Source organism: Photorhabdus asymbiotica (genome assembly GCF_003634575.1).
Taxonomy (GTDB): Bacteria; Pseudomonadota; Gammaproteobacteria; order Enterobacterales; family Enterobacteriaceae; genus Photorhabdus; species Photorhabdus asymbiotica.
In genome coordinates, this window is the sequence record NZ_RBLJ01000002.1 from 340427 (window position 1) to 364894 (window position 24468).

General features: G+C 42.0%; 20 protein-coding genes and 1 other RNA gene. 10 read left to right on the top strand and 11 right to left on the bottom strand.

Translation table 11 applies throughout. The features are described 5' to 3' along the window. Window positions 1–9 precede the first annotated feature (9 nt). Window positions 10–711, top strand: coding sequence for a pirin family protein (locus tag BDD30_RS08375; protein WP_015835721.1), 702 nt, complete (start codon window positions 10–12; stop codon window positions 709–711). Between the two features lie 43 nt (window positions 712–754). On the opposite strand, the gene rnpB is transcribed toward BDD30_RS08375, so the two are convergent. Then, window positions 755–1129: RNase P RNA component class A (gene rnpB / locus BDD30_RS08380), an RNA gene on the bottom strand. A gap of 77 nt (window positions 1130–1206) precedes the next feature. Then, on the bottom strand, window positions 1207–2073 hold the full coding sequence (gene rsmI / locus BDD30_RS08385) for a 16S rRNA (cytidine(1402)-2'-O)-methyltransferase (RefSeq protein WP_015835723.1): 867 nt from the start codon (window positions 2071–2073) through the stop codon (window positions 1207–1209). Between the two features lie 63 nt (window positions 2074–2136). Between rsmI and BDD30_RS08390 the strand changes: the two genes are divergently transcribed. From BDD30_RS08390 to dolP, 4 genes are all read left to right on the top strand, one after another. Then, a complete protein-coding gene (locus tag BDD30_RS08390; protein WP_041382416.1) occupies window positions 2137–3882 on the top strand; it encodes a penicillin-binding protein activator in 1746 nt (581 codons plus the stop codon). A 61-nt stretch (window positions 3883–3943) separates the two neighbouring features. Continuing rightward, complete coding sequence (locus BDD30_RS08395) at window positions 3944–4324, top strand: YraN family protein (protein WP_015835725.1); 381 nt, start codon at window positions 3944–3946, stop codon at window positions 4322–4324. Window positions 4325–4348: 24 nt separating this feature from the next. Beyond that, window positions 4349–4939: a DnaA initiator-associating protein DiaA gene (gene diaA, locus BDD30_RS08400; RefSeq protein WP_015835726.1), complete on the top strand. Its 591-nt coding sequence runs from the start codon at window positions 4349–4351 to the stop codon at window positions 4937–4939. Window positions 4940–4949: 10 nt separating this feature from the next. Then, a complete protein-coding gene (gene dolP, locus BDD30_RS08405; protein WP_015835727.1) occupies window positions 4950–5525 on the top strand; it encodes a division/outer membrane stress-associated lipid-binding lipoprotein in 576 nt (191 codons plus the stop codon). A 118-nt stretch (window positions 5526–5643) separates the two neighbouring features. Here the strand turns inward: dolP and mtgA are convergent, their stop codons facing one another. The 3 genes from mtgA to arcB all read right to left on the bottom strand — a co-directional run bounded on the left by mtgA (window position 5644) and on the right by arcB (window position 9620). Further along, complete coding sequence (mtgA, locus tag BDD30_RS08410) at window positions 5644–6381, bottom strand: monofunctional biosynthetic peptidoglycan transglycosylase (RefSeq protein ID WP_015835728.1); 738 nt, start codon at window positions 6379–6381, stop codon at window positions 5644–5646. Between the two features lie 4 nt (window positions 6382–6385). Next, entirely contained in the window at window positions 6386–7039 is a 654-nt protein-coding gene (elbB, locus tag BDD30_RS08415) for an isoprenoid biosynthesis glyoxalase ElbB (RefSeq protein WP_041382419.1), read from the bottom strand. A 235-nt stretch (window positions 7040–7274) separates the two neighbouring features. After that, the gene (arcB, locus tag BDD30_RS08425) at window positions 7275–9620 is read right to left on the bottom strand and encodes an aerobic respiration two-component sensor histidine kinase ArcB (RefSeq protein ID WP_015835730.1); all 2346 of its coding nucleotides are present in this window, start codon (window positions 9618–9620) and stop codon (window positions 7275–7277) included. An 889-nt stretch (window positions 9621–10509) separates the two neighbouring features. Here arcB and gltB point away from each other — a divergent pair. From gltB to BDD30_RS08445, 3 genes are all read left to right on the top strand, one after another. Then, entirely contained in the window at window positions 10510–14967 is a 4458-nt protein-coding gene (gene gltB, locus BDD30_RS08435) for a glutamate synthase large subunit (protein WP_015835733.1), read from the top strand. 9 nt (window positions 14968–14976) lie between these two features. Beyond that, window positions 14977–16395 (top strand): glutamate synthase small subunit, encoded by a 1419-nt coding sequence (locus tag BDD30_RS08440; RefSeq protein ID WP_015835734.1) that lies wholly within the window; start codon window positions 14977–14979, stop codon window positions 16393–16395. 235 nt (window positions 16396–16630) lie between these two features. Further along, a complete protein-coding gene (locus tag BDD30_RS08445; protein ID WP_015835735.1) occupies window positions 16631–17137 on the top strand; it encodes a hypothetical protein in 507 nt (168 codons plus the stop codon). Window positions 17138–17172: 35 nt separating this feature from the next. On the opposite strand, the gene BDD30_RS23110 is transcribed toward BDD30_RS08445, so the two are convergent. The 6 genes from BDD30_RS23110 to zapE all read right to left on the bottom strand — a co-directional run bounded on the left by BDD30_RS23110 (window position 17173) and on the right by zapE (window position 21275). Next, window positions 17173–17370: a hypothetical protein gene (locus tag BDD30_RS23110; RefSeq protein WP_147408129.1), complete on the bottom strand. Its 198-nt coding sequence runs from the start codon at window positions 17368–17370 to the stop codon at window positions 17173–17175. Window positions 17371–17604: 234 nt separating this feature from the next. After that, window positions 17605–18120 (bottom strand): ClpXP protease specificity-enhancing factor, encoded by a 516-nt coding sequence (sspB, locus tag BDD30_RS08450; protein WP_015835736.1) that lies wholly within the window; start codon window positions 18118–18120, stop codon window positions 17605–17607. A 3-nt stretch (window positions 18121–18123) separates the two neighbouring features. Then, window positions 18124–18768, bottom strand: coding sequence for a stringent starvation protein SspA (sspA, locus tag BDD30_RS08455; protein WP_015835737.1), 645 nt, complete (start codon window positions 18766–18768; stop codon window positions 18124–18126). A gap of 297 nt (window positions 18769–19065) precedes the next feature. Next, window positions 19066–19458 carry a 30S ribosomal protein S9 gene (rpsI, locus tag BDD30_RS08460; protein WP_015835738.1) on the bottom strand — a complete coding sequence of 131 codons (393 nt, stop codon included), beginning with the start codon at window positions 19456–19458 and terminating at the stop codon, window positions 19066–19068. A 15-nt stretch (window positions 19459–19473) separates the two neighbouring features. Further along, on the bottom strand, window positions 19474–19902 hold the full coding sequence (rplM, locus tag BDD30_RS08465) for a 50S ribosomal protein L13 (RefSeq protein WP_011148147.1): 429 nt from the start codon (window positions 19900–19902) through the stop codon (window positions 19474–19476). 251 nt (window positions 19903–20153) lie between these two features. Beyond that, on the bottom strand, window positions 20154–21275 hold the full coding sequence (zapE, locus tag BDD30_RS08470; protein ID WP_015835739.1) for a cell division protein ZapE: 1122 nt from the start codon (window positions 21273–21275) through the stop codon (window positions 20154–20156). 220 nt (window positions 21276–21495) lie between these two features. Here zapE and zapG point away from each other — a divergent pair, with 220 nt between their 5' ends. Continuing rightward, on the top strand, window positions 21496–21900 hold the full coding sequence (gene zapG / locus BDD30_RS08480; protein ID WP_015835740.1) for a Z-ring associated protein ZapG: 405 nt from the start codon (window positions 21496–21498) through the stop codon (window positions 21898–21900). A gap of 381 nt (window positions 21901–22281) precedes the next feature. After that, on the top strand, window positions 22282–23658 hold the full coding sequence (gene degQ, locus BDD30_RS08485; protein WP_015835741.1) for a serine endoprotease DegQ: 1377 nt from the start codon (window positions 22282–22284) through the stop codon (window positions 23656–23658). Window positions 23659–24468 lie beyond the last annotated feature (810 nt).

Here is a 24468-nt window from a genome sequence, read left to right on the forward strand (position 1 = left end):
ATCGCTATCATGATTATAAGCAGAGAAGCAAAACAATGTGGAAAAGCTGATTATGGTTGGCTACAAGCTCGTTATACATTTTCATTTGGTCACTATTTTGATCCGAAATTTTTAGGCTACGGCGCTCTGCGCGTACTTAATCAGGAAACTATCGCACCAAAAGCCGCTTTTCAGCCTAAATCTTACCCACATGTAGATATACTGAATATTATTCTACAAGGGGAAGCAGAATATCGCGACAGTGAAGGCAATCATATCAGAGCTCACAAGGGAGAATGTTTACTGTTTTCTACTCGTCAAGGCATCAGCTACAGTGAACATAATATCAGTGCTAATAAGCCACTAACCCGCTTACAACTTTGGCTGAATGCCTTCCCTCAGCAGGAACATTTACCATTACAGCGGATGAAATTATCAGATCAGGCATTAACTATGCTGGCCTCACCAACCGCAGAAGATGGCAGTATGCAATTACGCCAGCAAGTTTGGGTCAATCATATTTCGCTTAATAAAAATCAATCCCATTATCTGCAATTAAAAGGAAAAAATGCTTATCTTCAATCTCTAAACGGGAACATAAAAATAAAAGGTAATTCGAAGGACAACGTTTTGATTCAATGTGGAGATGGCGCTTTTATTCACGAAGAAAATCGTCTGACTTTAAAAGCTGATACCGAATTTCAGGGTTTACTCATTGATCTGTCAGCCTGAAAAAGAGAAAGCCCCGTCAGGTAACAACCTGACAGGGCTAAATTTGTGAAGTTGACCGATAAGCCGGGTTCTGTCGTGGACAATCATTCATCTAGGCCAGTACTTGCGCACTGGCTCAAGCAGCCTACCCGGGTTCGATACGGGCCGTACCTAATGAACCCCTATTTGGCCTTGCTCCGGGTGGAGTTTACCGTGCCACGAACTGTTACCAGCCGCGCGGTGCGCTCTTACCGCACCCTTTCACCCTTACCTGATCCTACAACAAGTAGGCCATCGGCGGTTTGCTCTCTGTTGCACTAGTCGTAGGCTTTCACCTCCCAGACGTTATCTGGCACCCTGCCCTATGGAGCCCGGACTTTCCTCTCCTCTACCTATCATCCAAAGATAATGGTAAAGCAGCGATTGTCTGGCCAACTCCGGCGCGGATTATAAGAGGTTTGTCTGACTATGTATAGGTATTTACTGATTATCTGTCTTGTTTATCAACAAATATCATTATTCTTCATTCTGTCCCAAAGCATGACGATAAAGTGCATTCTTCTTTACACCATGAATCTCTGCCGCCAATGCAGCCGCTTTTTTCAGCGGCAGTTCTCGCCGAAGAAGCTCCAGCGTTCTTAATGCCTCTGGCGATAAAGCATCATCAGCAATTTTTTTATAACCTTCAACAATCAATACCATTTCACCACGGCGACGAGTTTCATCTTCTTTAACCCATGCCAGAAGTTCACTTGCCGGCATTCCCTGAATTGATTCCCAGGTTTTTGTCAGTTCCCGCGCCAAAACGACATAGCGCTCTGCCCCCCACACTTCAACCATATCTTCTAAACTCTCGATCAGACGATGAGTAGATTCATAAAAAATTAAAGTACGCGATTCCTGTTCCAAAGCCCGTAAAGTATCTTTACGGCTTTTACTCTTAGCTGGTAAGAATCCTTCATAACAGAAACGATCAGATGGCAAGCCAGCAGCAGATAATGCGGTTATAGCCGCACAAGGACCTGGAAGAGGGACAACATGAATGCCGGCTTCACGACAACGGCGAACAACATGATAACCAGGATCATTAATCAATGGAGTTCCCGCATCAGAAACTAATGCAATACTCTGTCCCTGCTGAAGTTTTGTAATTAATTGATCTGCTTTCTGCTGTTCATTATGATCATGAAGTGCGAACATACGCGCATTAATGGCAAAATGTTGAAGCAACAAGCCCGTATGTCGCGTATCTTCTGCCGCAATCAAATCGACATGCTCAAGAACCTCAAGCGCACGCTGAGTAATATCGCCCAAGTTTCCAATGGGGGTTGGTACAACATATAGCGTGGATGTCGTAACCACTGCTCGATTGGGTTGATTCATTGTTTCATCCGAATGACCGATTTAAAATTGAGCATCTTTGAAAAAAACATCGCTGGATACAGTATGCTTTCCTCAATTTTTATGCGTATCAAAACTGGTTTAGTCTGTTCAGCTATGCTGGCAGTTATGATCATCGCAGGATGTACCATGCCTGACCAACAAGGGCAACAACCTTCGCAAACTCTGGACAAAGTCAGTACAGAAATCGCTCATTATCAATCCATCATTGATGCAGCCAATGGCGAACCTTCTCTTGATGTCATCCGTGCTTATATCGCTCAGGAGCCATTTCTGAAAGATAATGCTGCTCATCAAAAAAATATTGATGATACCTGGCAGATACTAACCCGCCTTTCTCCGCAAGATAGCCGTGGATTAGTCATCAACGTTGATGAAAATGTTCTGCAAGGCTGGCTAGACTTACTCAGTACCTATCAGGATAACAAACAGGACTCCGACAAACTACAAGCCGCTATCCGTGACTGGAAAATTCGTTATCCGCAAAACCCCGCGGCACAATCACTTCCAATCCAATTACAACAGGAAGCTATTCAATCACCAGGCACTAATGCCCGTATTGCTCTGTTCCTACCATTAAGTGGTCAAGCAAAAGTATTCGGCGAAGCAATCCGTCAAGGTTTTCTTGATGCTCAAGCCGGCTTACCAAGCCCATCAATGCCAACAGAGAATCCGGCAAGCTTACTGATAGCTAACAGCAATGAGGCTTCAGATGAAACAACGCCTAATAATGTAACGTCAAATGTAACGACACCAACTGAATCAACAGTACCAACCGTTCAGCCAACTCCTGCCATAGCAGCTACACCGGTTAACACGCAACAAGTCAAAATCTATGACACTGCAAGTCAGCCACTAGAAAATTTATTAATTCAAGCTGAACAGGACGGCGTGAATTTAATTGTTGGACCGTTACTTAAGCCCGACGTGGTTAAACTGGCTCAGCTGAATACTCCACTAAACATGCTGGTGCTGAACAAATTAGATAATGCACAACCTCAACCAAATATCTGTTATTTCTCTTTATCACCGGAAGATGAAGCGAAAAATGCCGCAGAGCATATTTGGCAACAGCAAAAACGGAACCCGCTGATATTGGTTCCCCGTAGTAGTTTTGGTGACCGAATTGCCAAAGCATTTGCGGAGGAATGGCAAAAACAAGGAGGCCATACTGTTCTGCAACAAACTTTTGGTTCTTCTGCCGAACTGAAACAATCAATTAACAAAGGTATTGGTATTCGCCTAACCGGAACAGCCGTTGTCATTAATGTAGCAACCAACCAACCGGTGCCAACTCCCCTTGATAATCTGGAAATTCCCCAGATAAATACAAATGCAGTTTCCACCTCTAATGGTGCAGTAGATGCCGTTTATATTGTTTCTACCTTAGATGAACTGACTCTGATTAAGCCAATGATTGATATGGCAATCAGCTCCCGTAATAAGCCTGCTCTATATGCAAGCTCCCGCAGTAATCAAGCAGGTGCTGGTCCTGATTTCCGTTTGGAAATGGAAGGAATGCAATTTAGCGATATTCCATTAATAGCGGGGGCTAACCTGCCACTGATGCAGCAAGCAGCCGGTAAGTTTGCGAATGATTACTCTCTGATGCGCCTTTACGCTATGGGTATTGATGCCTGGTCACTAGCAAATCAGTTCAATCAGTTTCAACTGCAAAGTGATTTCCATCTCAATGGTGCTTCCGGTATGCTATCTGCCCAGGAAAATTGTACGATTTTCCGACAACTCTCGTGGATGCAATATCATCATGGCCAAATCATTACCATTTAATTTAATAGTTGATTGCCGCTGGTTATCAGGCGGCATTTAAATTCAAGCAATTCATTTCAAGATGAAAATAAAAAAGCCGACAAGTTATTTGCTGGGACGCAGCTATGAAACGCAGGCAAAGTTATTTTTACAAAAACAGGGACTATCTTTTATCGCTGCGAATGTCAAAGTGCATGGTGGTGAAATTGATCTGATTATGAAAGACAAGCAGACTTGGGTCTTTATTGAAGTCCGCTTTCGCAAACTAGAGCAACATGGCGATGCACTTTCAACAGTCACCCTTAGTAAGCGTAAAAAATTATTACACGCCGCCGCAGTTTGGCTGTGTCAACGAGGCGAATGTTTTGAAACTACTTCTTGTCGCTTTGATATTTGTGCTATTACTGGTCAAAGATTTGAATGGTTGCCAAATGCCTTCAATCAAAATGAGTTCACTCGTTAAAATGATATTGAGTAGGTTATAAACGTGCTGGATAGAATTAAAGTCTGTTTTACGGAAAGTATTCAAACTCAGATTGCAGCTGCGGAAGCATTACCTGATGCTATCTCTCGTGCTGCAATGACGATGGTTGAGTCATTACTAAATGGTAATAAAATCCTTTGCTGTGGCAACGGCGGTTCAGCCGCAACTGCACAACGGTTTGCTGCCAATATGATCAACCGGTTTGAGACTGAGCGTCCAAGTCTTCCTGCATTATCACTTAACGCAGATAATGTGGTAATAACTGCAATTTTAAGCAGCAAACAGCATGATGAAATTTATGCTAAACAGGTTCGAGCATTAGGTCAGCAAAGCGATGTGTTATTAGCTATCTCCACTCATGGTAATAGCCGTGACGTTGTTAAAGCTGTCGAAGCTGCTGTAAACCGTGATATGACGATTGTCGCCCTGACTGGCTACGATGGTGGCGAACTTGCTGGCTTATTAGGGCCGCAGGACGTGGAAATTCGTATTCCATCTCATCGTAGCACCAGAATTCAGGAAGTTCATATGCTGACAGTTAACTGCCTATGTGACTTAATCGACAATACACTCTTTCCCCATCAGGATGACTAAGGAACCAATCATGCGATTTTTCTCCCTATTAATTATGGTTTGTGCCGCTGTAATGTTACAAGGATGTATTGGTGCTGCGGTAATAGGTTCTGCCGCCGTAGCGACTAAAACAGCAACTGATCCCCGCACTATCGGCCAGCAAGTCGATGATGGCACTCTGGAAGCACGTGTGAGTAATGCGCTTAACAAAGACAAACAACTCAAGGAACAAACCCGAATTATTACTACTGCCTATCAAGGGAAAGTTTTACTGACAGGTCAAAGCCAAGATTCAAGCCTTGCAGACCGTGCTAAACAAATAGCATCACGTGTTAACGGAGCACAAATTATTTACAATGAAATTCGTCAGGGTAAACCTGTTGAATTGGGTACTGCATCTAAAGATACCTGGCTCACCACCAAAGTACGTTCAAAAATCCTGGCGAGTGACTCGGTTAAATCTTCCAACATAAAAGTTGTTACGGAAAACGGCGAAGTCTTTTTACTGGGAATTCTGACTAAGCAAGAAGGTAATGCCGCAGCAAAAATTGCCAGTGAAACTGACGGAGTAAAACGGGTAACAACTGCATTTACTTATCTAAATTAAGTATTACTGAACGTGACAACATAATAAGCCATCCCCAAACGTATTGAGCCGCGCCTAACTTTATGGCGCGGGTGTTTTGCGCTTTTTCATCGATATCTACGTCAAACCTGGTAACCTTCTACTCCTTCCCTGAATTATTCTTCATTAACTCATTTTTCTTAAGATAGCTCACTCCCCCTAACAACCGCATTTGCCGCAAAATCCATTGTTGACGCTGTAAAACATAAGCCGAAGGTGCATTAACTTTATAACGGTGTGGATTAGGCAATACTGCTGCAAGTAAGGCTGCTTCTGACGTTGTCAACTTACTAGCCGATTTATGGAAATAGTGTCTGGATGCTTTTTCAACACCAAAAATACCATCACCAAATTCTGCAATATTAAGATAAACTGTGAGAATCCTACTTTTTGTCCATCCCAACTCAATGGCAAAAGTCATCCCTGCTTCCAATCCTTTTCTGAACCAGCTACGTCCATTCCACAAAAATAAATTTTTAGCCGTTTGCTGAGAAATCGTTGAAGCCCCCCGAAGTCTTCCAAGGTCATTTTTATTATGTTCAAGTGCCTTTTCAATAGCATCCAAGTCAAATCCCCAATGCTCAGGAAATTTTTGATCTTCCGCAGCAATAACAGCTAATGCGATATTTGGCGATATTTGCTCTTGCTCTATCCAGATAGAATGAGAAACATAAGAAAAATTAACTGATAACCAAGCACTAACCTGACGTTCAACCATAACCATAGAAAATGGCACTGGCAAAAATGAAAACGCCCCAACAGAAACTATCCATAAGATAATGACTGAAATTACGATTTTTTTAAACCAGAGCCATAAAAATTGAAAAGAGTTTCTCACCCGGTTACTCAGTCATTTCCAATACTTTTTTGACAAGTTTATCAATTCCTTCCTCTGCTTGAGAGATAGATTCAGCAAGCATGTAGGCTGGAGTTGTAACAATTTTATTTTCTAAATCAACAACAATCTCATCTACTTTACAAGCTACGTGTATTCCCCCCATTTTCTCTATTTGGGCAACAGTATTGGGCTCATGACCAATAGTTAATTTCACCGGTTTATTAAGTAGTTTTGGCAACATGACAGGCGCAATACACATAAAGCCCATTGGTTTATGTTGCTTATGCATAGTTCTCACTAAACTTAATAAATCCTTATTTATTTCGCAGTCAACTTCTTTAACCGCAAAGTCACATAAATTCTTTGCAACACCAAATCCCCCAGGAATGATCAGAGCATCAAATTCATCTGCATTTGCCTGTGACAAAGGCTTGATTTTTCCTCTTGAAATACGTGCAGATTCCTGTAAGACATTGCGTTTTTCACCAATTTCTTCACCGCTAATATGATTAATAACATGAAGTTGTGGCTCATCAGGTGCCAAAAAGCTCGTCTTAACACCTAAACGGTCTAAAGAAAGCATAGTTAATACTGACTCATGAATTTCACTACCATCAAATACACCACATCCACTCAAGACAACCGCAACTGATTTCATACCTCTCTCCATTTGTAGTAGATTATTGCTTAACCCTTTAGGGGGTCAAACACCAATCTTCATCACAGATTTTAATGAATCTTGTAACAAAAAATCTTATCTTTGCTATGTTGGTACTTGTATGATGTACGGAGAATTCCTCATTTACTCGCCCCAACAAATATGTATCAGATGGCGGGTAAAAAGTTTTCCCTGGTGTTGGCGCAGTATTCGCGCACCCCAACCTCGGTTGGGGTTATTTTTTTTCAGCATCCACCAACCATTCCCGCAAAATTTCTATATCGTTTTTCCATTCTTGCTTTAACTCATCAACCCATTCCTGAACATTGTCCCACCATGCAGGTAAATCAGGTGATTGAATCTGCTGAGCCAGTTGCTGTAAATGACATAATCCGACCGAACCCGCGGCACCTTTTATCTTATGGGCCTCATCTGTAATGCCTTTCTGGTCTTTAGCTGTCATATTCGAGTCCAAAACAGATAGGTACCCCGGCATCATCTTCTCAAATACAGACAAACTGTTGCGAATCAATTGAGGACCAACAAGCTCGATGTATTGATTAAGCATTTCTATATCAAGTAAATTTTCATCTTTTTTCATCAATCCCGGCTCATCTTCATTTGATTTTGTATAACACACAGACTGTTCTCCCCAGAATTGTTCAATAATGGTAGTTAACGCATTGACTGAAAGCGGTTTACTCAGTACACCATTCATACCCGCATCCAAATATTCTTTTTTATCTTTTAAGACATTAGCAGTCAGCGCAATCAGTGGGGGTAGTTCCTGTGCGGTATATCGCTTACGTAATTCACGAGCGATATCTAATCCGCTCATATCAGGCAATTGAATATCAAGTAATACCAGATCAAATTCCCCTGGCTGGAACATTTCAAGAGCATCCTTACCATTCATCACAACTTCTACGCTGTTACCCAGCTTTTCCAATACTGAGCGGGCAACAATGACATTCAACTCAATATCTTCTACCAACAAGATATGCAAAGCCGGCAGTAGGTAATCTTCTGTATCTTCCTCACAGGAAAGACTCTCTTCCAGAGCAGGAGCGATGATAGACAATGTAAATCGAGAACCTTGCCCCGGTTCACTTTTCACCACGATATCTCCTCCCATATTTTGGGCTAAGCGTTTAGATACAGCCAATCCAATACCCGTTCCTGTTGCTGGGCAACCACCATTGCTGCCTTTCACCTGATAATACATCGCAAAGATCTTCTCTTGCTCATCAAGTGGAATACCAATCCCGGTGTCAGTGACTTCAAAAAACAGACGCTCTCCTTCTTCATACCAGATTCGAACATGAATCTCACCTTCTTGAGTAAATTTCACCGCATTACCAATCAGGTTCCACAAAATTTGGCGTAAACGAGTACCATCTGTAAGAATTTTAGCGGGTAATGACAATGCCGGTTCCATAACAAATTTAATCCCTTTCGGCTGCACCAGAAGCCCAGAGAGGTTTTCCAAATCGGACATAAAACCGGTAAAGTCAATTGGCTGATTATCAATCTGTACTTTGCGCCGCTCAATTTTGTCCATTTCTATAATGTCATTAAAAATATTACCCAGCGTGATAGCACTAACATGAATCGTTTTCAGATAATTATTTTGCTCCGTAGTCAACTCAGTATCGAGCAAGATGCGACTCAAACCAACAATGCCATTTAAAGGTGTACGAAGCTCGTGGCTAATCGTAGAGATAAAAGTTGTCTTATCCCTACTGGCATTCTCTAAAGCGTCCTGATAGCGCTTACGTTCCGTTATATCGCGCCCAAACCCCATGAGCCCATGTCTTTTTCCTACCCGATCATAAAAAGGAACTTTCCGCAGTTCAAAACAGGCTTTTCGACCGTCGTGATAAACCAGCCATTGTTCATAAGTCAGTGCAACGTTATGACGGAAGACCTTCTCGTCTGTTTCCATCACCTTGCGAGCAACTTCTTTGTCATAAACATCATGGGGTGTCAGACCAATAAGTTGTTTTTGACTTTTACCCGTCAGCAATTCCATGGCTCGATTGCAACCAGAGAACTCATTATTTTCATTACGGTAATAAACCAAGTCAGGAGAAGCATCGAGAAAAGATTTCAGTAATATAGATTGCTGTTCCAGTTCAATTTGAGTCTGCTCACGGTGTTTCACTTCTTCCTGTAATTTATCCAACAATATCAGGTGTGCTTGCTCCGCTTTTTCTCTTTCTGAGATCTCCTGATTAAGCTTAATAATATTATCTTTTAATTGCTGATTAAGTTCTCGATCACGCTGGCGCATCACTTCCAGTTTTTCAACCAATCTGGATAATCGCTGTCGAGATTCTTCAAGCTGCTCAACAACAACTGAAAGGAAATAGACAGCCCAGGGCGTAATCAACAGACCAAAAAATATTGAGCGAACTAAATCAATACCTTGTACTCCTCCCTGAAGCAAAAAAGTCACTACCATTTGTACGCCCATGGCAAGAACCACCAATGCAGATGCAAGCAGTAATGAGAAGCGTACTAACCCCAATTTCATCATTAAATCAACATAATATTGGGCCAGACCCCTGAGCAACTTCATAAAGACTCCCGTTCATATGACCAATCCGAATCATACCGTAAAAAACCAGCTACTTTGTTGAAGGAATACAGAAATTGTTGACCTGATAAAATAATAGTATTATGTAATAGTTTAGGTTATGGCTTCCCAAATATTATTCTGGCTTTTCATCTTTGCCGGTCTTTTTGCACAATCTAAATATGAATAAATAATCATAATAGTCGCCAAAATAAGCATAAAATTCTTTTTTACTATATTAATAGCCACAAAAAGATAATACTTTATTCTTATAAATAAACAAAAATACATATTTATGCCATATAATTTATATTTGTCAGACTATAAATCTGAAAAATAAATACTTAACAGTATATATAAAACAGATATTACGCTAATATTAGTGAGATAGCTCACATTAAAATTCCAACATGATCTATATCACACAACACCAATATTATTTTTTTCACTTAAAAATCATTAAATTAAACCAATTCTTTGCCCGTAATCGTCTTATCCCGGCAATATTTGACCTGATTTACATTTCTCGTTAACTTGGAAAGCCACTGGAAATCATCAATCAGATCCTCATCTGAACCATAATTATGCAGTGACACAATTATGCAGTGACACAATATTGTTTATACCCAATAGATTTCGAGTTGCAACGCGGCGGCAAGTGAACGCATCCCCAGGAGCATAGATAACTATGTAACTGAGATAACTATGTGACTGGGGTAAGTGAACGCAACCAACAAAGCAGCAACTTGAAAGATGAAGGATATATATCGCCTGTTTCTAACAGACAAGTGATGGATGATTAAGGACGCAATTCAGACGCCCGTAAAGATATTAATCTCACAAATTTTTGTGAGTCTCTGTGAGAGTCGAACAGAACCTGGGGAGGTTCACTATGCTATATAACAAATCTCAAGAAAAGGATAACTGTGGTTTTGGACTGATAGCCCATATCGAAGGGGAGCCAAGCCACAAAGTCGTTCGTACCGCTATCCATGCACTGGCCAGAATGCAACATCGCGGTGCTATCCTGGCAGATGGTAAAACGGGTGATGGTTGCGGTTTATTACTGCAAAAACCTGACCGTTTTTTTCGTATGGTCGCACAGGAGCAAGAGTGGCGTTTAGCCCGTAATTACGCAGTCGGTATGTTATTTCTCAGCCAAGACACTCAGATTGCACAAACCTGCCGGGAAATAGTCGAACAGGAGTTACAAAATGAAACTCTGTCAGTCGTTGGCTGGCGTGAGGTACCAACCAACAGTGATATTTTGGGTGAAATAGCCCTTTCAAGCCTCCCCCGTATCGAACAGATTTTTATTAATGCCCCCGCTGGCTGGCGCGCACGTGATTTAGAACGCCGTTTATTCGTCGCCCGTCGCCGAATAGAAAAACGTATCAGTGACAGTGATTTTTATGTTTGCAGTTTATCCAATCTGGTCACTATCTATAAAGGATTATGCATGGCGGCAGATTTGCCCCGTTTCTATCCTGATCTGGCTGATTTACGTCTGGAATCGGCTATTTGCCTATTTCATCAGCGTTTCTCAACCAATACCGTCCCACGCTGGCCATTAGCACAACCTTTCCGCTATCTCGCTCATAATGGTGAAATAAATACGATAAATGGTAATCGCGAGTGGGCGCGGGCAAGAGCCTATAAATTCAAAACTCCGCTTATTCCTGATTTACAAACTGCCGCACCTTTCGTAAACGAAACCGGATCAGACTCCAGCTCACTTGATAATATGCTAGAACTGTTTCTCAATGGTGGAATGGATCTAATCCGGGCTATGCGGCTACTGGTTCCTCCTGCGTGGCAAAACAATCCTGACATGGATGAGGATCTGCGGGCTTTCTTTGATTTCAACTCCATGCACATGGAACCATGGGATGGTCCTGCTGGTATCGTCATGTCAGATGGGCGCTATGCGGCTTGTAATCTGGATCGTAATGGCCTGCGCCCGGCACGTTATGTCATCACAAAAGATAAACTGATCACCTGTGCTTCCGAAATCGGCATCTGGGATTATCAGCCGGATGAAGTGATAGAAAAAGGACGAGTCGGCCCCGGCGAACTCATGGTGATTGATACCCGACAAGGCCGCATCCTTCATGCAGAAGAGACCGATAATGACCTGAAAAGTCGCCATCCGTATAAAGAATGGATGGATAAAAACGTCAAACGTCTTATCCCATTTGAAGAATTACGACAAGATCAATCAGGCCACCGGGATCTAGACGATCAATCACTGACGGTTTATCACAAGCAATTTGCCTACAGCAATGAAGAATTAGATCAAATTATCCGTGTCCTGGGAGAAAACGGCCAGGAAGCAACAGGTTCAATGGGTGATGATACCCCGTTTGCTGTATTCTCCAGCCGCCCTCGAATTATTTATGACTATTTCCGCCAACAATTCGCTCAGGTCACTAACCCACCCATTGATCCGCTGCGTGAAGCGCATGTTATGTCTCTCACCACCTGCATAGGGCGTGAGATGAATGTATTTTGTGAGGCTGAAGGACAAGCACATCGGCTAAGCTTTAAATCCCCTATTCTGCTCTATTCTGATTTTCATCAATTAACAACTCAGCAAAGTCCACATTATCGCGCAGAACGATTAGACTTAACTTTTAATCCACAGAAAACCAATCTGCAAAATGCCCTGCTTGCACTGTGTGACTTGGCCGAACAACTCGCCAGAGATGGTGCGGTACTCCTGATATTATCTGACCGCAACATCACGCCAGAGAAATTACCAATACCAGCCCCCATGGCTGTTGGCGCTATTCAGCATCGTCTGGTAGAAAAAAGTTTGCGCTGTGATACCAATCTAATAGTAGAAACAGCCAGTGCCCGTGATCCACATCATTTCACGGTACTACTGGGCTTTGGTGCAACAGCTATCTACCCCTATCTGGCTTACGAATCACTGGCCAAAATGGTCGATAATGGCACGATTAACAAACCTTATACTGATGTCATGCTCAACTACCGCAATGGCATCAATAAAGGGCTATATAAAATCATGTCAAAAATGGGTATCTCGACTATCGCTTCCTATCGTTGTTCTAAATTGTTTGAAGCCGTTGGCTTACATTCTGAACTCACAGAATTTTGTTTCAACGGCGTTATCAGCCGGATTGGAGGGGCTAACTTCGGTGATTTTGAGCAGGATCTGCGAAATTTATCCAAACGAGCATGGCTTGCCCGCCAGCCAGTCGATCAAGGTGGATTGCTGAAATATGTTCATAACGGCGAATATCATGCTTATAACCCAGATGTTGTAAGCACTCTACAATCTGCGGTTCATAGCGGTGAATACAGTGACTATTTGAAATATGCTCGTCTGGTTAATCAGCGACCAATCACGACAATCCGTGATTTGCTGGCGATAAAAACAAAAGATGAATCTATATCCATAGATGAAGTGGAACCAGCCGAAGAGCTGTTTAAACGCTTTGATACCGCAGCAATGTCGATTGGTGCATTAAGCCCCGAAGCACACGAAGCTCTGGCTGAAGCAATGAATACACTAGGGGGCTTTTCTAACTCTGGTGAAGGCGGAGAAGATCCCGCCCGCTACGGTACAAAAAAGGTTTCCCGCATCAAACAAGTTGCTTCCGGTCGGTTTGGCGTAACACCCGCCTATCTAGTCAACGCTGATGTGATTCAAATTAAAGTAGCTCAAGGCGCTAAACCTGGGGAAGGAGGGCAGTTACCGGGTGATAAGGTGACGCCTTATATTGCAAAATTACGTTATTCCGTACCTGGCATCACACTTATTTCGCCACCACCACATCACGATATTTACTCGATTGAAGATCTCGCTCAGTTGATTTTTGATCTAAAACAGATCAACCCCAAGGCGTTGATCTCAGTAAAACTGGTTTCAGAGCCGGGCGTCGGCACAATTGCAACTGGTGTTGCTAAAGCTTATGCCGATTTAATTACTATTGCAGGTTACGATGGTGGTACCGGTGCTAGCCCATTATCATCGGTGAAATATGCCGGATGCCCGTGGGAATTGGGATTAGTGGAAACCCAACAAGCTCTGGTTGCCAACGGTTTACGCCATAAGATCCGTTTACAGATAGATGGTGGGCTGAAAACAGGCGTAGATATTATCAAAGCAGCCATTCTTGGTGCTGAAAGTTTCGGTTTCGGTACCGGGCCAATGGTTGCCCTTGGATGTAAATATCTGCGTATCTGTCACCTAAATAACTGCGCAACCGGGGTTGCAACTCAGGATGAAAAATTACGCCGTGACCATTACCATGGATTACCTGAACGGGTAATGAATTATTTCCGTTTTATTGCCCGTGAAACCAGAGAGATCATGGCTGAATTAGGTGTCAGAAATCTAACTGATTTGATAGGCCGAACTGATCTACTTGAAGTATTAGAAGGCATTTCAGCAAAACAGAGCAAATTAAATCTTGAGCCACTGTTGGCAACAGCTGAACCCCATCAAGGCAAAACATTATATTGCACTGAAAACAATCCACCATTTGATGATGGAACCCTGAATAAAAACTTACTGGCTCAAGCCACCAGTTATATTGAGAGCCAAAAAAGTAAAACTCTCTATTTTGATATCCGTAATACCGATCGTTCAGTCGGAGCTTCTCTTTCTGGCTTTATTGCTGAGCGATATGGTAACCAAGGGATCGCGGCAGCTCCAATAAAAATTCATTTCAACGGTACCGCGGGTCAAAGTTTTGGTGTCTGGAATGCTGGCGGTTTAGAACTAACACTCATTGGTGATGCCAATGATTATGTCGGTAAAGGCATGGCTGGTGGCCGCATTGTCATACACCCCCCAGTGGGATCTGCCTTCAAAAGCCATCAAGCAACCATTATTGGTAACACATGCCTCTACGGTGCAACCGGAGGCAAACTGTTTGCTGCCGGACGCGCCGGAGAACGCTTTGCCGTTCGCAATTCAGGTGCGATTACGGTTGTAGAAGGTATCGGAGATAATGGTTGTGAATATATGACAGGCGGTATCGTCTGCATTCTCGGACGTACTGGAATAAACTTTGGTGCAGGAATGACCGGTGGCTTTGCTTATGTTCTGGATGAAAATGATGATTTCCGTAAACGGGTTAACCCAGAATTGGTAGAAGTACTGGCAGTAGATACCTTGGCTATCCACGAAGAACATTTAAGAGGGCTTATCACTGAACACGTTCTTCTGACCGGTTCTCAGCGTGGTGAAGATATTCTTGCTAACTGGCAACAGTGGCTGAGTAAATTTGCACTTGTGAAACCCAAATCCAGTGATGTGAAAGCCCTGCTAGGACATCGCAGTCGTTCTTCCGCAGAACTGCGAATTCAGGCGCAGTAAGGAGTCAAGATGAGTCAGAATGTATATCAATTTATCGACTTACAGCGCGTCGATCCACCTAAAAAACCGCTGAAAATCCGCAAAATAGAATTTGTAGAAATCTATGAGTCATTTTCAGAAGTCCAGGCACAAACACAGGCAGATCGCTGCCTTTCATGCGGTAATCCTTATTGTGAATGGAAATGCCCAGTGCATAACTACATTCCGAATTGGCTCAAACTTGCCAATGAAGGACGTATCATGGAAGCGGCTGATTTATCTCACCAGACAAACAGCCTACCGGAAGTCTGTGGCCGTGTTTGTCCACAGGATCGTCTTTGTGAAGGCGCTTGCACTTTGAATGATGAATTTGGTGCTGTGACTATCGGTAATATTGAACGCTATATCAACGATAAAGCTATTGCTATGGGCTGGAAGCCTGATATGTCACAAGTTCAACCAACGGGCAAACAAGTCGCTATTATTGGCGCAGGCCCTGCCGGGCTAGCTTGTGCTGATGTATTGACCCGTAGTGGTGTACAAACCGTCGTTTTTGATCGTCATCCAGAAATAGGTGGATTACTCACTTTTGGCATACCTGCATTTAAACTAGAAAAAGAAGTGATGATACGACGCCGTGAAATCTTTTCTGAGATGGGCATTGAGTTCCGACTCAATACTGAAATAGGTAAAGATATTGCCCTGTCTGAACTAACTGAACAGTTTGATGCTGTATTTCTTGGTGTTGGAACTTACCAATCGATGCGTGGAAAACTGGCAAACGAAGATGCTGATGGCGTTTATGATGCGCTGCCATTCCTGATTGCTAATACCCGGCATCTAATGGGTTATCCCGGCCTGCAATCACAGCCTTTTATTAATATGTTAGGCAAACGGGTCGTCGTGCTCGGTGGTGGCGATACGGCAATGGATTGCGTCAGAACTTCTATTCGCCAAAAAGCGGCTTCAGTTACCTGCGCTTATCGCCGTGACGAAATGAACATGCCTGGCTCCCGCCGTGAAGTGAAAAATGCCAGGGAAGAAGGCGTGGAATTTCTGTTTAATCTGCAACCTATCGGTATTGAAATCAACAGCTCAGGTCAAGTTTGTGGCGTAAAAATGGTGCAGACTCAATTAGGTAAACCTGATGAGAATGGACGCCGCCAGGCCGAAATCATCGCAGGCTCAGAGCATCTACTCGAAGCTGATGCAGTAATTATGGCATTTGGTTTTAAACCACATTCAATGAACTGGCTAAATGATCATCAAGTCATATTAGACAAACAGGGGCGTATTATCGCACCTGAGTTCTCTGATATTCCTTTCCAGACCAGTAATCCCAAGATATTTGCTGGCGGAGATGCCGTTCGCGGCTCCGATTTAGTTGTCACAGCGATTGCCGAAGGGCGTAAAGCAGCACAAGGCATTCTTGACTATCTCAATATCTAGAGTCAATAAAGGGAGCTTGCCAGCTCCCATATTTCCACTATCAGTTCGATAAATCATATTAATCAGATTGCCCTTAATATAAAGTAAGTATCTTAATGAACATTCCGCACTTACTGCTGTCATATTATTTATCTGGAAATATTCCTTCTTATTACAATGAATTTTAAATAAAATATTTTAAACATCGGATTCATATATCACTACACTTACTCAACTATAAATACTGGAAATATTAATGCGACTAATAAAATCTTTACTCTTATTGTCTCCGACTTTGTTTACCAGTCCTTCTACACTTGCTTTATCATCAACCTTGACAGCCAATGATATTGCCAGAGAGATTACAAACAGAGGCGTCAACTCTGTTGTTGCAGAATTAGGAGAAACGGGTGCCAGACAAGAAATAACTCACAAAATTACTACTGGTGATAGTAACTGGGTAAAGTTGGCTTTCAAATTAACTCAAAGTATACATCTCGATTTTTCCAAAGAGATACGCTATGCACTATCCATTGCATTAATCAATAATCCTGTTGATGTCCTTACTGCCGCAGATAAAGAAAAAAATATATCATTAACTGATATCTGTACAATCCCGCCAGAACTTGAAACCAGAGAGAATAAAATAGAGTTTGTCGATAAAGTCAGAAAAAGCTTGGAATCCATCACAGATTATGAAGTTAAAGATAGAGCTGAAGAGTGTTTCTGGGAATTAGAGAAAGCCTACAATATGGAGCTTTAAACCAACAAGCCAAGTATCACCCTGCTCTATTTTGATCAGTTCCTGTTTATTTCCCGGGAATTAAGAACAGAAATTTCCATCGATCTTTTAACTGCTCTCAATAATTGCGATATATGCCAACATGAATGATTTCTGGTCGCTGCTTCATGCACTAAAAACCAATATCGTACTCTTATATACCCTTCATCCTTCAAGTTGCTGCTTTGTTGGCTGCTTTCTCTCACCCCAGTCACATCGTTATCTATGCTCCTAGGGATTCGTTCACTTGCCGCCGCGCTGCAACTCGAAATTTATTGGGTATATACCTTCTACTCCACTCATTAATTAGCTGAAATATAGTCGCCTAATAACATGCAAATAATAATATATACAAAAAATCCGATGATAGATAATCATCGGATTTTGATCTTTTTGCGGAGACAGTCACGACTAATCACTATTAAGCGACCCTATCCCCTTTTAATTTATTATTTAACTACCCGTAAAGCAGGGCGCCCTCTTGTCGGTTTTGGTGGCTCATCATCAGGTGAAATTCCACTATTATCTTCAGCATCACCCAGGATATCAGTAACCAGTACCAAATTATCTGTCGCAGATGCAGAGGTGCCCATCTCATCTTTATCTGAAGCAGACTCAAAAAGATATTCATCATTATAAGCTGTTTCAGGCTCAAACATCATTCCCGCCCCATTTTCACGGCCATAAATAGCAATAACCGCCGCCATTGGTACATACACCTGACGGGGAACACCGCCAAAGCGGGCATTGAAGCGCACTTCTTCATTAGCTAATTCAAGATTACCAACAGCTCTCGGTGCTATATTCAGCACAATTTGCCCATCACGAGCATATTCCATTGGCACATTAACTCCACGTAAAGTCACGTCTACAACCAAATATGGAGTCATATTATTATCTAGTAGCCACTCGTAATGAGCGCGTAACAAATAAGGTCGACGGGGAGACATTTGAGACAGCTTCATAAATCAGTTCCTGCTGGATTGCAGACGCATTTCGCGCTCAGCTTCTGTTAATGAAGCCAAGAATGCGTCACGTTCAAAAACACGCTGCATGTAAATTTGTAAATCTTTAGTACCCGAACTAGGCAAATCTATCCCCAGTACCGGTAAACGCCATAATAAAGGAGCAAGATAGCAGTCAACTAAACTGAATTCTTCGCTCATAAAGAATGGCATTTCTTTAAATATTGGTGCGACTGCCAGCAATTCTTCTGCTAATCGTTTACGAGCAACATTGGCTTCCTGAGAATTACCTTTTTCAATAGTGTGCATCAGGGAATACCAGTCCTTTTCAATGCGGTGCATCATCAAACGGCTGGAGCCACGGGCAACCGGATACACTGGCATTAATGGTGGATGAGGAAAACGCTCATCCAAATATTCCATAATAATGCGGGAATCATACAACGTCAGCTCACGATCAACCAAAGTCGGAACTGTCTGATAAGGATTCAAATCAATAAGGTCCTGTGGCAGATTACCTGCTTCAACCTGCTCAACCTCGACACTGACACCTTTTTCCGCCAGTACAATTCGCACTTGATGGCTAAAAATGTCGGCCGGGCCTGAAAACAGAGTCATTACCGAACGTTTGTTGGCAGCGACAGCCATGAAAACCTCCAAGTTTATCTAAAAAAAGAACGAATAGTCCTACGCTATAAATGAACGACTATTCCTGCTCATTCATTCTCATCCCTTATGTTTCTGCGCCGCAACTGTAGATACGCAATGCACTACTCAATACAATTATCATCGTTCAGGATAGTAGGCAGATAAATGGATGAGGCAAAAATTGGCACTAGTCTACCAGATTTTGTACATTTTGGGGGAAGTGTATGGATAATTAAGTAAAAAAACCCGCCAAAAAGACGGGTTTGAACATTAACTAATTTGCCACAAGGCCAAAAGTTAACGTTTAGAGAACTGTGGACGGCGACGTGCTTTACGCAGACCCACTTTCTTACGTTCAACTTCACGAGCATCGCGAGTAACGAAGCCAGCTTTACGAAGATCAGAACGTAGAGTTTCGTCGTATGCCATCAGTGCACGAGTGATACCGTGACGGATTGCACCCGCCTGACCAGAAATACCACCACCTTTAACAGTGATGTACAGATCCAGTTTATTCAACATATCAACCAGCTCTAGTGGCTGACGAACAACCATGCGCGCTGTTTCGCGACCGAAGTAAACTTCGAGGCTGCGTTTGTTGATTACGATGTTACCGCTACCTGGCTTAATAAAGACACGTGCGGAAGAGCTTTTGCGGCGACCAGTGCCGTAGTATTGATTTTCAGCCATTGCCTATGATCCCGATTAAATGTCCAGAACTTGCGGTTGCTGTGCCGCATGGTTGTGCTCGCTACCTGCGTAAACTTTCAGTTTACGGTACATTGCACGACCCAGTGGCCCTTTTGGCAGCATGCCTTTAACCGCGATTTCAATTACACGCTCAGGACGGCGGGCAATCATCTCTTCAAAGGTCGCTTGCTTGATACCACCGATGTGACCAGTGTGGTGATAGTAGATTTTATCAGAACGCTTGTTGCCAGTTACAGCAACTTTTTCTGCGTTAACGATGATGATGTAATCACCTGTATCAACGTGCGGAGTGTATTCCGCTTTATGCTTGCCGCGTAGACGACGAGCCACTTCAGTTGCAAGACGGCCTAAGGTTTTGCCATCTGCGTCAACAACATACCAGTCGCGTTTTACGGTTTCTGGTTTAGCTGTAAAAGTTTTCATTAAAGCTTACCCAATAATAAGTTACACGTTGGTGAACACTCAAGGTTCAGAAACTGCCGAGGTTCACACGACTTTTGTCCAGCAAACCTACCCCTTCGAATAGCCTATGCCGGCACTATGCAAGTTTTTGGGAAAAAAAACGTTGCTGTAACGTGGGGTCGCAAGATTATAGAGAAGTCATAAATAAAAATCGACCCCAATTTAAATATTTAAAATCAGTTTTAATTCCCGTACGCAAGGTAAGCATAGGATTAAGGCAAATGAGGTAATTTCAGATATTCTTCACTTTGCATTTCCTGCAAACGGGATAAGCAGCGCTGGTATTCGAAAGTCAGCAAAACTCCCTGGTAAATCTGCTCCATCGGCACCTGAGCATTAATAATAAGTTTCACCCGGCGTTCATAGAATTCATCGATAAGAGCAAGAAAACGACGAGCGGCGTTTTCATTACCGGGCATAATTGCCGGAACTTGATATAACAAAACCGTGTGATAAAGTTTTGACAAAACAATATAATCCACCTGGCTGCGCGCATCTTCACACAACACTTTAAATCCAATTGCCAATACACCATCCGCGCTACGAATTGTCGGCATCTGCCGGTGGTTAATTTCCAGCACGGGCGCTTGCTCACTGTTTTTACCCGCTAAACGAGTAAACATGTGATCCATAACCCGCTCGTTATCTTCATTTAACGGCGTAAAATAGAGATGAGCCTGCGTTAAAGTACGCAGCCGATAATCAATACCCGCATCCACATTCATGACATCACAATGTTTTTTAATCTGTTCAATAGCAGGTAAAAAACGTGCCCGTTGTAAGCCATTGCGATAAAGTCCATCAGGATGAATATTGGATGTTGCAACCAACGTGATCCCTCTTACAAACAGCGCCTCCAATAATGTTCCAAGAATCATGGCGTCAGTAATATCGGAAACAAAAAATTCATCAAAACAGAGCACATCTGTTTCTGCTTTAAAACCATCAGCCACAATATCCAGGGGATTTTCATGCCCTTGTAATTCTTTTAGTTCTTCATGCACTCGCAGCATAAAACGATGAAAATGCAACCTCAGTTTTCTCTTACTGGGCAAACTCTGGTAAAACATATCCATTAACCAAGTTTTCCCCCTGCCAACGCCCCCCCACATATAAAGACCTTGAACAGGTGTACAAATTGTTGGAATCTGTTTCCCAAATAACTTACTCAGACGCCCTTTCAGACTTTGTCGCTTCGTTGAATTACCGGAAACTAGGGCATAGTGAATGACATCCAATTGAGCAACAGCCAGACTCTGGACATCATCTGGTTGGTATTCACCCTCAGCAAGGGCTTTTTGATAGAATGATGAAGGGATAATCGATGATGGCATGACAATAACAATCCTTAAAAATAATCGCCCGTTTTTTGTCGTTTTTATGATTCAGATTGACCTTATTACCGGATCAATTGTCTACAATAAGATTCAGAATAAGATCTACAAACAATATGTAAATCATGAACAATATTCCACTCTGACTAGATTAACGGTTATAGTGACGATAATTAAGTGAAACATTCTGCTGAACAACGATGTTGATGAAGGAGTAGCTATGACTTGGGAGTATGCACTGATTGGATTGATAGTTGGTTTTGTTATCGGAGCGCTAGTCATGCGCTTTGGTAGCACTAAGCTACGCCAGCAGGAAGCCTTACAAACTGAATTGGAGAATAATAAATCAGAACTGGAAGAGTACCGCAAAGAATTAGTCGGCCATTTTGCCCACAGTGCAGAATTACTCGACAATATGGCTCGCGATTATCGCCAGTTGTATCAGCATATGGTTAAAAGTTCTCATGAACTGATGCCCAATATGCCAGTACAAGAAAATCCATTTAATTATCGACTGACCGAATCAGAAGCAGATAATGATCAAGCTCCGGTTAAAATGCCACCAAGAGATTACTCTGATGGCGCTTCCGGTTTGTTCCGTCCAGTTAATGAAAAAAACCCGTAACAACATCTGCTGTGGCATATTTTATGCCACAGCCAAAACGCCAAACGCAAAATTTACTACCTACTTGCAAAAACTTTTGTTTTTCTATTCCTCAATTCATGTAAATACCTGTAAAAAAATGTCTAACTCTGTTTGCCAGATGAACTTTACTTAATAATTGAGAGTCATAGAGTAATCATGGCAGCTTGCTCGAATTAACTTATTTAGAGCTTGTCCCAATAGGCGTCATTGTTGCAGACCGTTCTTGTGGATGAACAGTAAACACGGACAGCACGGAAAAACTGAGCGTACACGTAGTACATCATTACAGAAGGGCAAAAATAGCCCTATTGGGATAGGCAGTTAGCCTTCTGGCTTAGGTATACAAGAGAACTAAATTAGATGAAAAGAAAAAACTTATTCCTTAGTGCATTAGCAATCAGTATCGGGTTGTCTATCATTTCTGTTCCTGCTGTTAGTAACGCCGCTTTACCTGCTGCTATCGCAGGTCAGGAGTTGCCAAGCCTCGCACCGATGCTTGAAAAAGTACTGCCTGCCGTTGTCAGTGTGCATGTTTCTGGTACACAGGTGCAGCAAGAACCGAATATACCTGAGGAGTTCCGGTTCTTCTTTGGTCCAAATTTACCCATGGGCCGTGAAAGTACCCGCCCATTTCAAGGACTTGGCTCAGGAGTCATCATTGATGCCGCCAAAGGTTACATATTAACCAACAATCATGTTATTGATAATGCAGATAAAATCCGTGTTCAATTGAATGATGGACGCGAATATGAAGCCCGATTGTTAGGCCGCGATCCTCAGACGGATATTGCCTTACTGCAACTGAAGGGGGCTAAAAATTTAACTGCAATTACGATAGCCGATTCCGATAAGCTGCGAGTAGGTGATTTTGCTGTCGCCGTCGGTAATCCATTTGGTCTTGGTCAAACTGCAACTTCAGGAATTATCTCTGCGTTAGGGCGTAGCGGTCTGAACCTGGAAGGATTAGAGAATTTTATCCAAACTGATGCATCAATTAACCGAGGTAATTCCGGTGGCGCACTGGTTAATTTGAATGGCGAGTTGATTGGCATCAACACCGCAATTCTGGCACCGGGTGGCGGTAACATTGGTATCGGCTTTGCTATTCCAAGTAATATGGCAAAAACCCTAAGTGAGCAGCTTATCGCTCATGGTGAAGTCAAACGCGGTATCCTTGGTATTAAAGGTACCGAAATGAATTCCGATATCGCCAAGGCATTCAATATTGATGCTCAGCGCGGCGCATTTGTCAGTGAAGTATTACCAAAATCCTCAGCGGCGAAAGCCGGTATTAAATCCGGCGATATTCTGGTTTCTGTTGATGGTAAGAAGATCAATAGTTTTGCTGAGCTGAAGGCAAAAATTGGCACGACTACACCAGGTAAAGAAATTAAAATTGGCCTATTACGTAAAGGCAAGCCAATGGAAGTTTCTGTGATCCTGGAAAGCAGTGAAGGCCAAACAACCAAAGCAGGAAACCTGACTCTTGCTCTGCAAGGTGCAACTCTGAGTAATGGTGAAGTAAAAGGTACTTACGGTGTGAAAATCGATAGTGTCATGCAAAATTCACCCGCAGCAATGTCTGGTTTACAGAAAAATGACCTGATTGTTGGGATGAACAATGAACGCGTACAGAATATTAACGAGCTACGCAAAGTCATTGATGCTAAACCACCAGTAATAGCGTTAAATATTCTTCGCGGTGAAGAAAGTATTTATCTGTTGCTGAGAAATTAATACTCTTTCGAATTAAAACATTCGATCCAGTTCCGGTATAAGACACTGCGTAATTCGGTGTCTTATACCACTGGAAAACCATTTAAAAAAAGTATTTTCGCATTATCAGATAATTAGCTTTCTTTAATACTTAATAATGCTTTATTGCCTCAACGAGAGTAAAAGGTCTGGCAGATTAATAAACCCCAAAAATCATAATGGTTGAATAGGTATTTAAATGTTGACAGAAAGCGAAAATAGCCTAAAAAAATAACAATATGCATTGATTTCAGCATGAAATCACATTAAAAAGATAAAAAAATGAATGTCTTAAACCACACTGTAAAAAACAATGATATTTAACGGATTAAAGTAGTATAAAACAAATTTAAACCAGTGTATTTAAAGTATCACGGTTTAAATTATCCCGTCCACGTTTACAATTTTATTAAATTATTTATTAATTTTTTGCAATCGGTTATTTAATTAGTTTATGATAACTTTATTCCCGGTTGAAAAAGTTATTAAAACCTAATCATATTGAAAAACATATTATCTAATTAACCTATTCTTATTTGCCTTTTTTAAAAGTACATCCACATTAACAAAACCAGTTTTTATTTCTCATTTTTCATTGATGGATTTATGAGAAAAATGTTTTAAACTATTATTAAAAGTCATTGCCTTAAATCCTAGTTTTAATAAGTACAAAGCTTTAATGGTATTTATCATTTTTCCTGAAAGTTTTCTATAAGTCAGCTCCTTTATTTTATCTTCAAAAATAATCCAACAAATGTTCTAATAATTAGCCATTTTTATCGGGAATTAAAC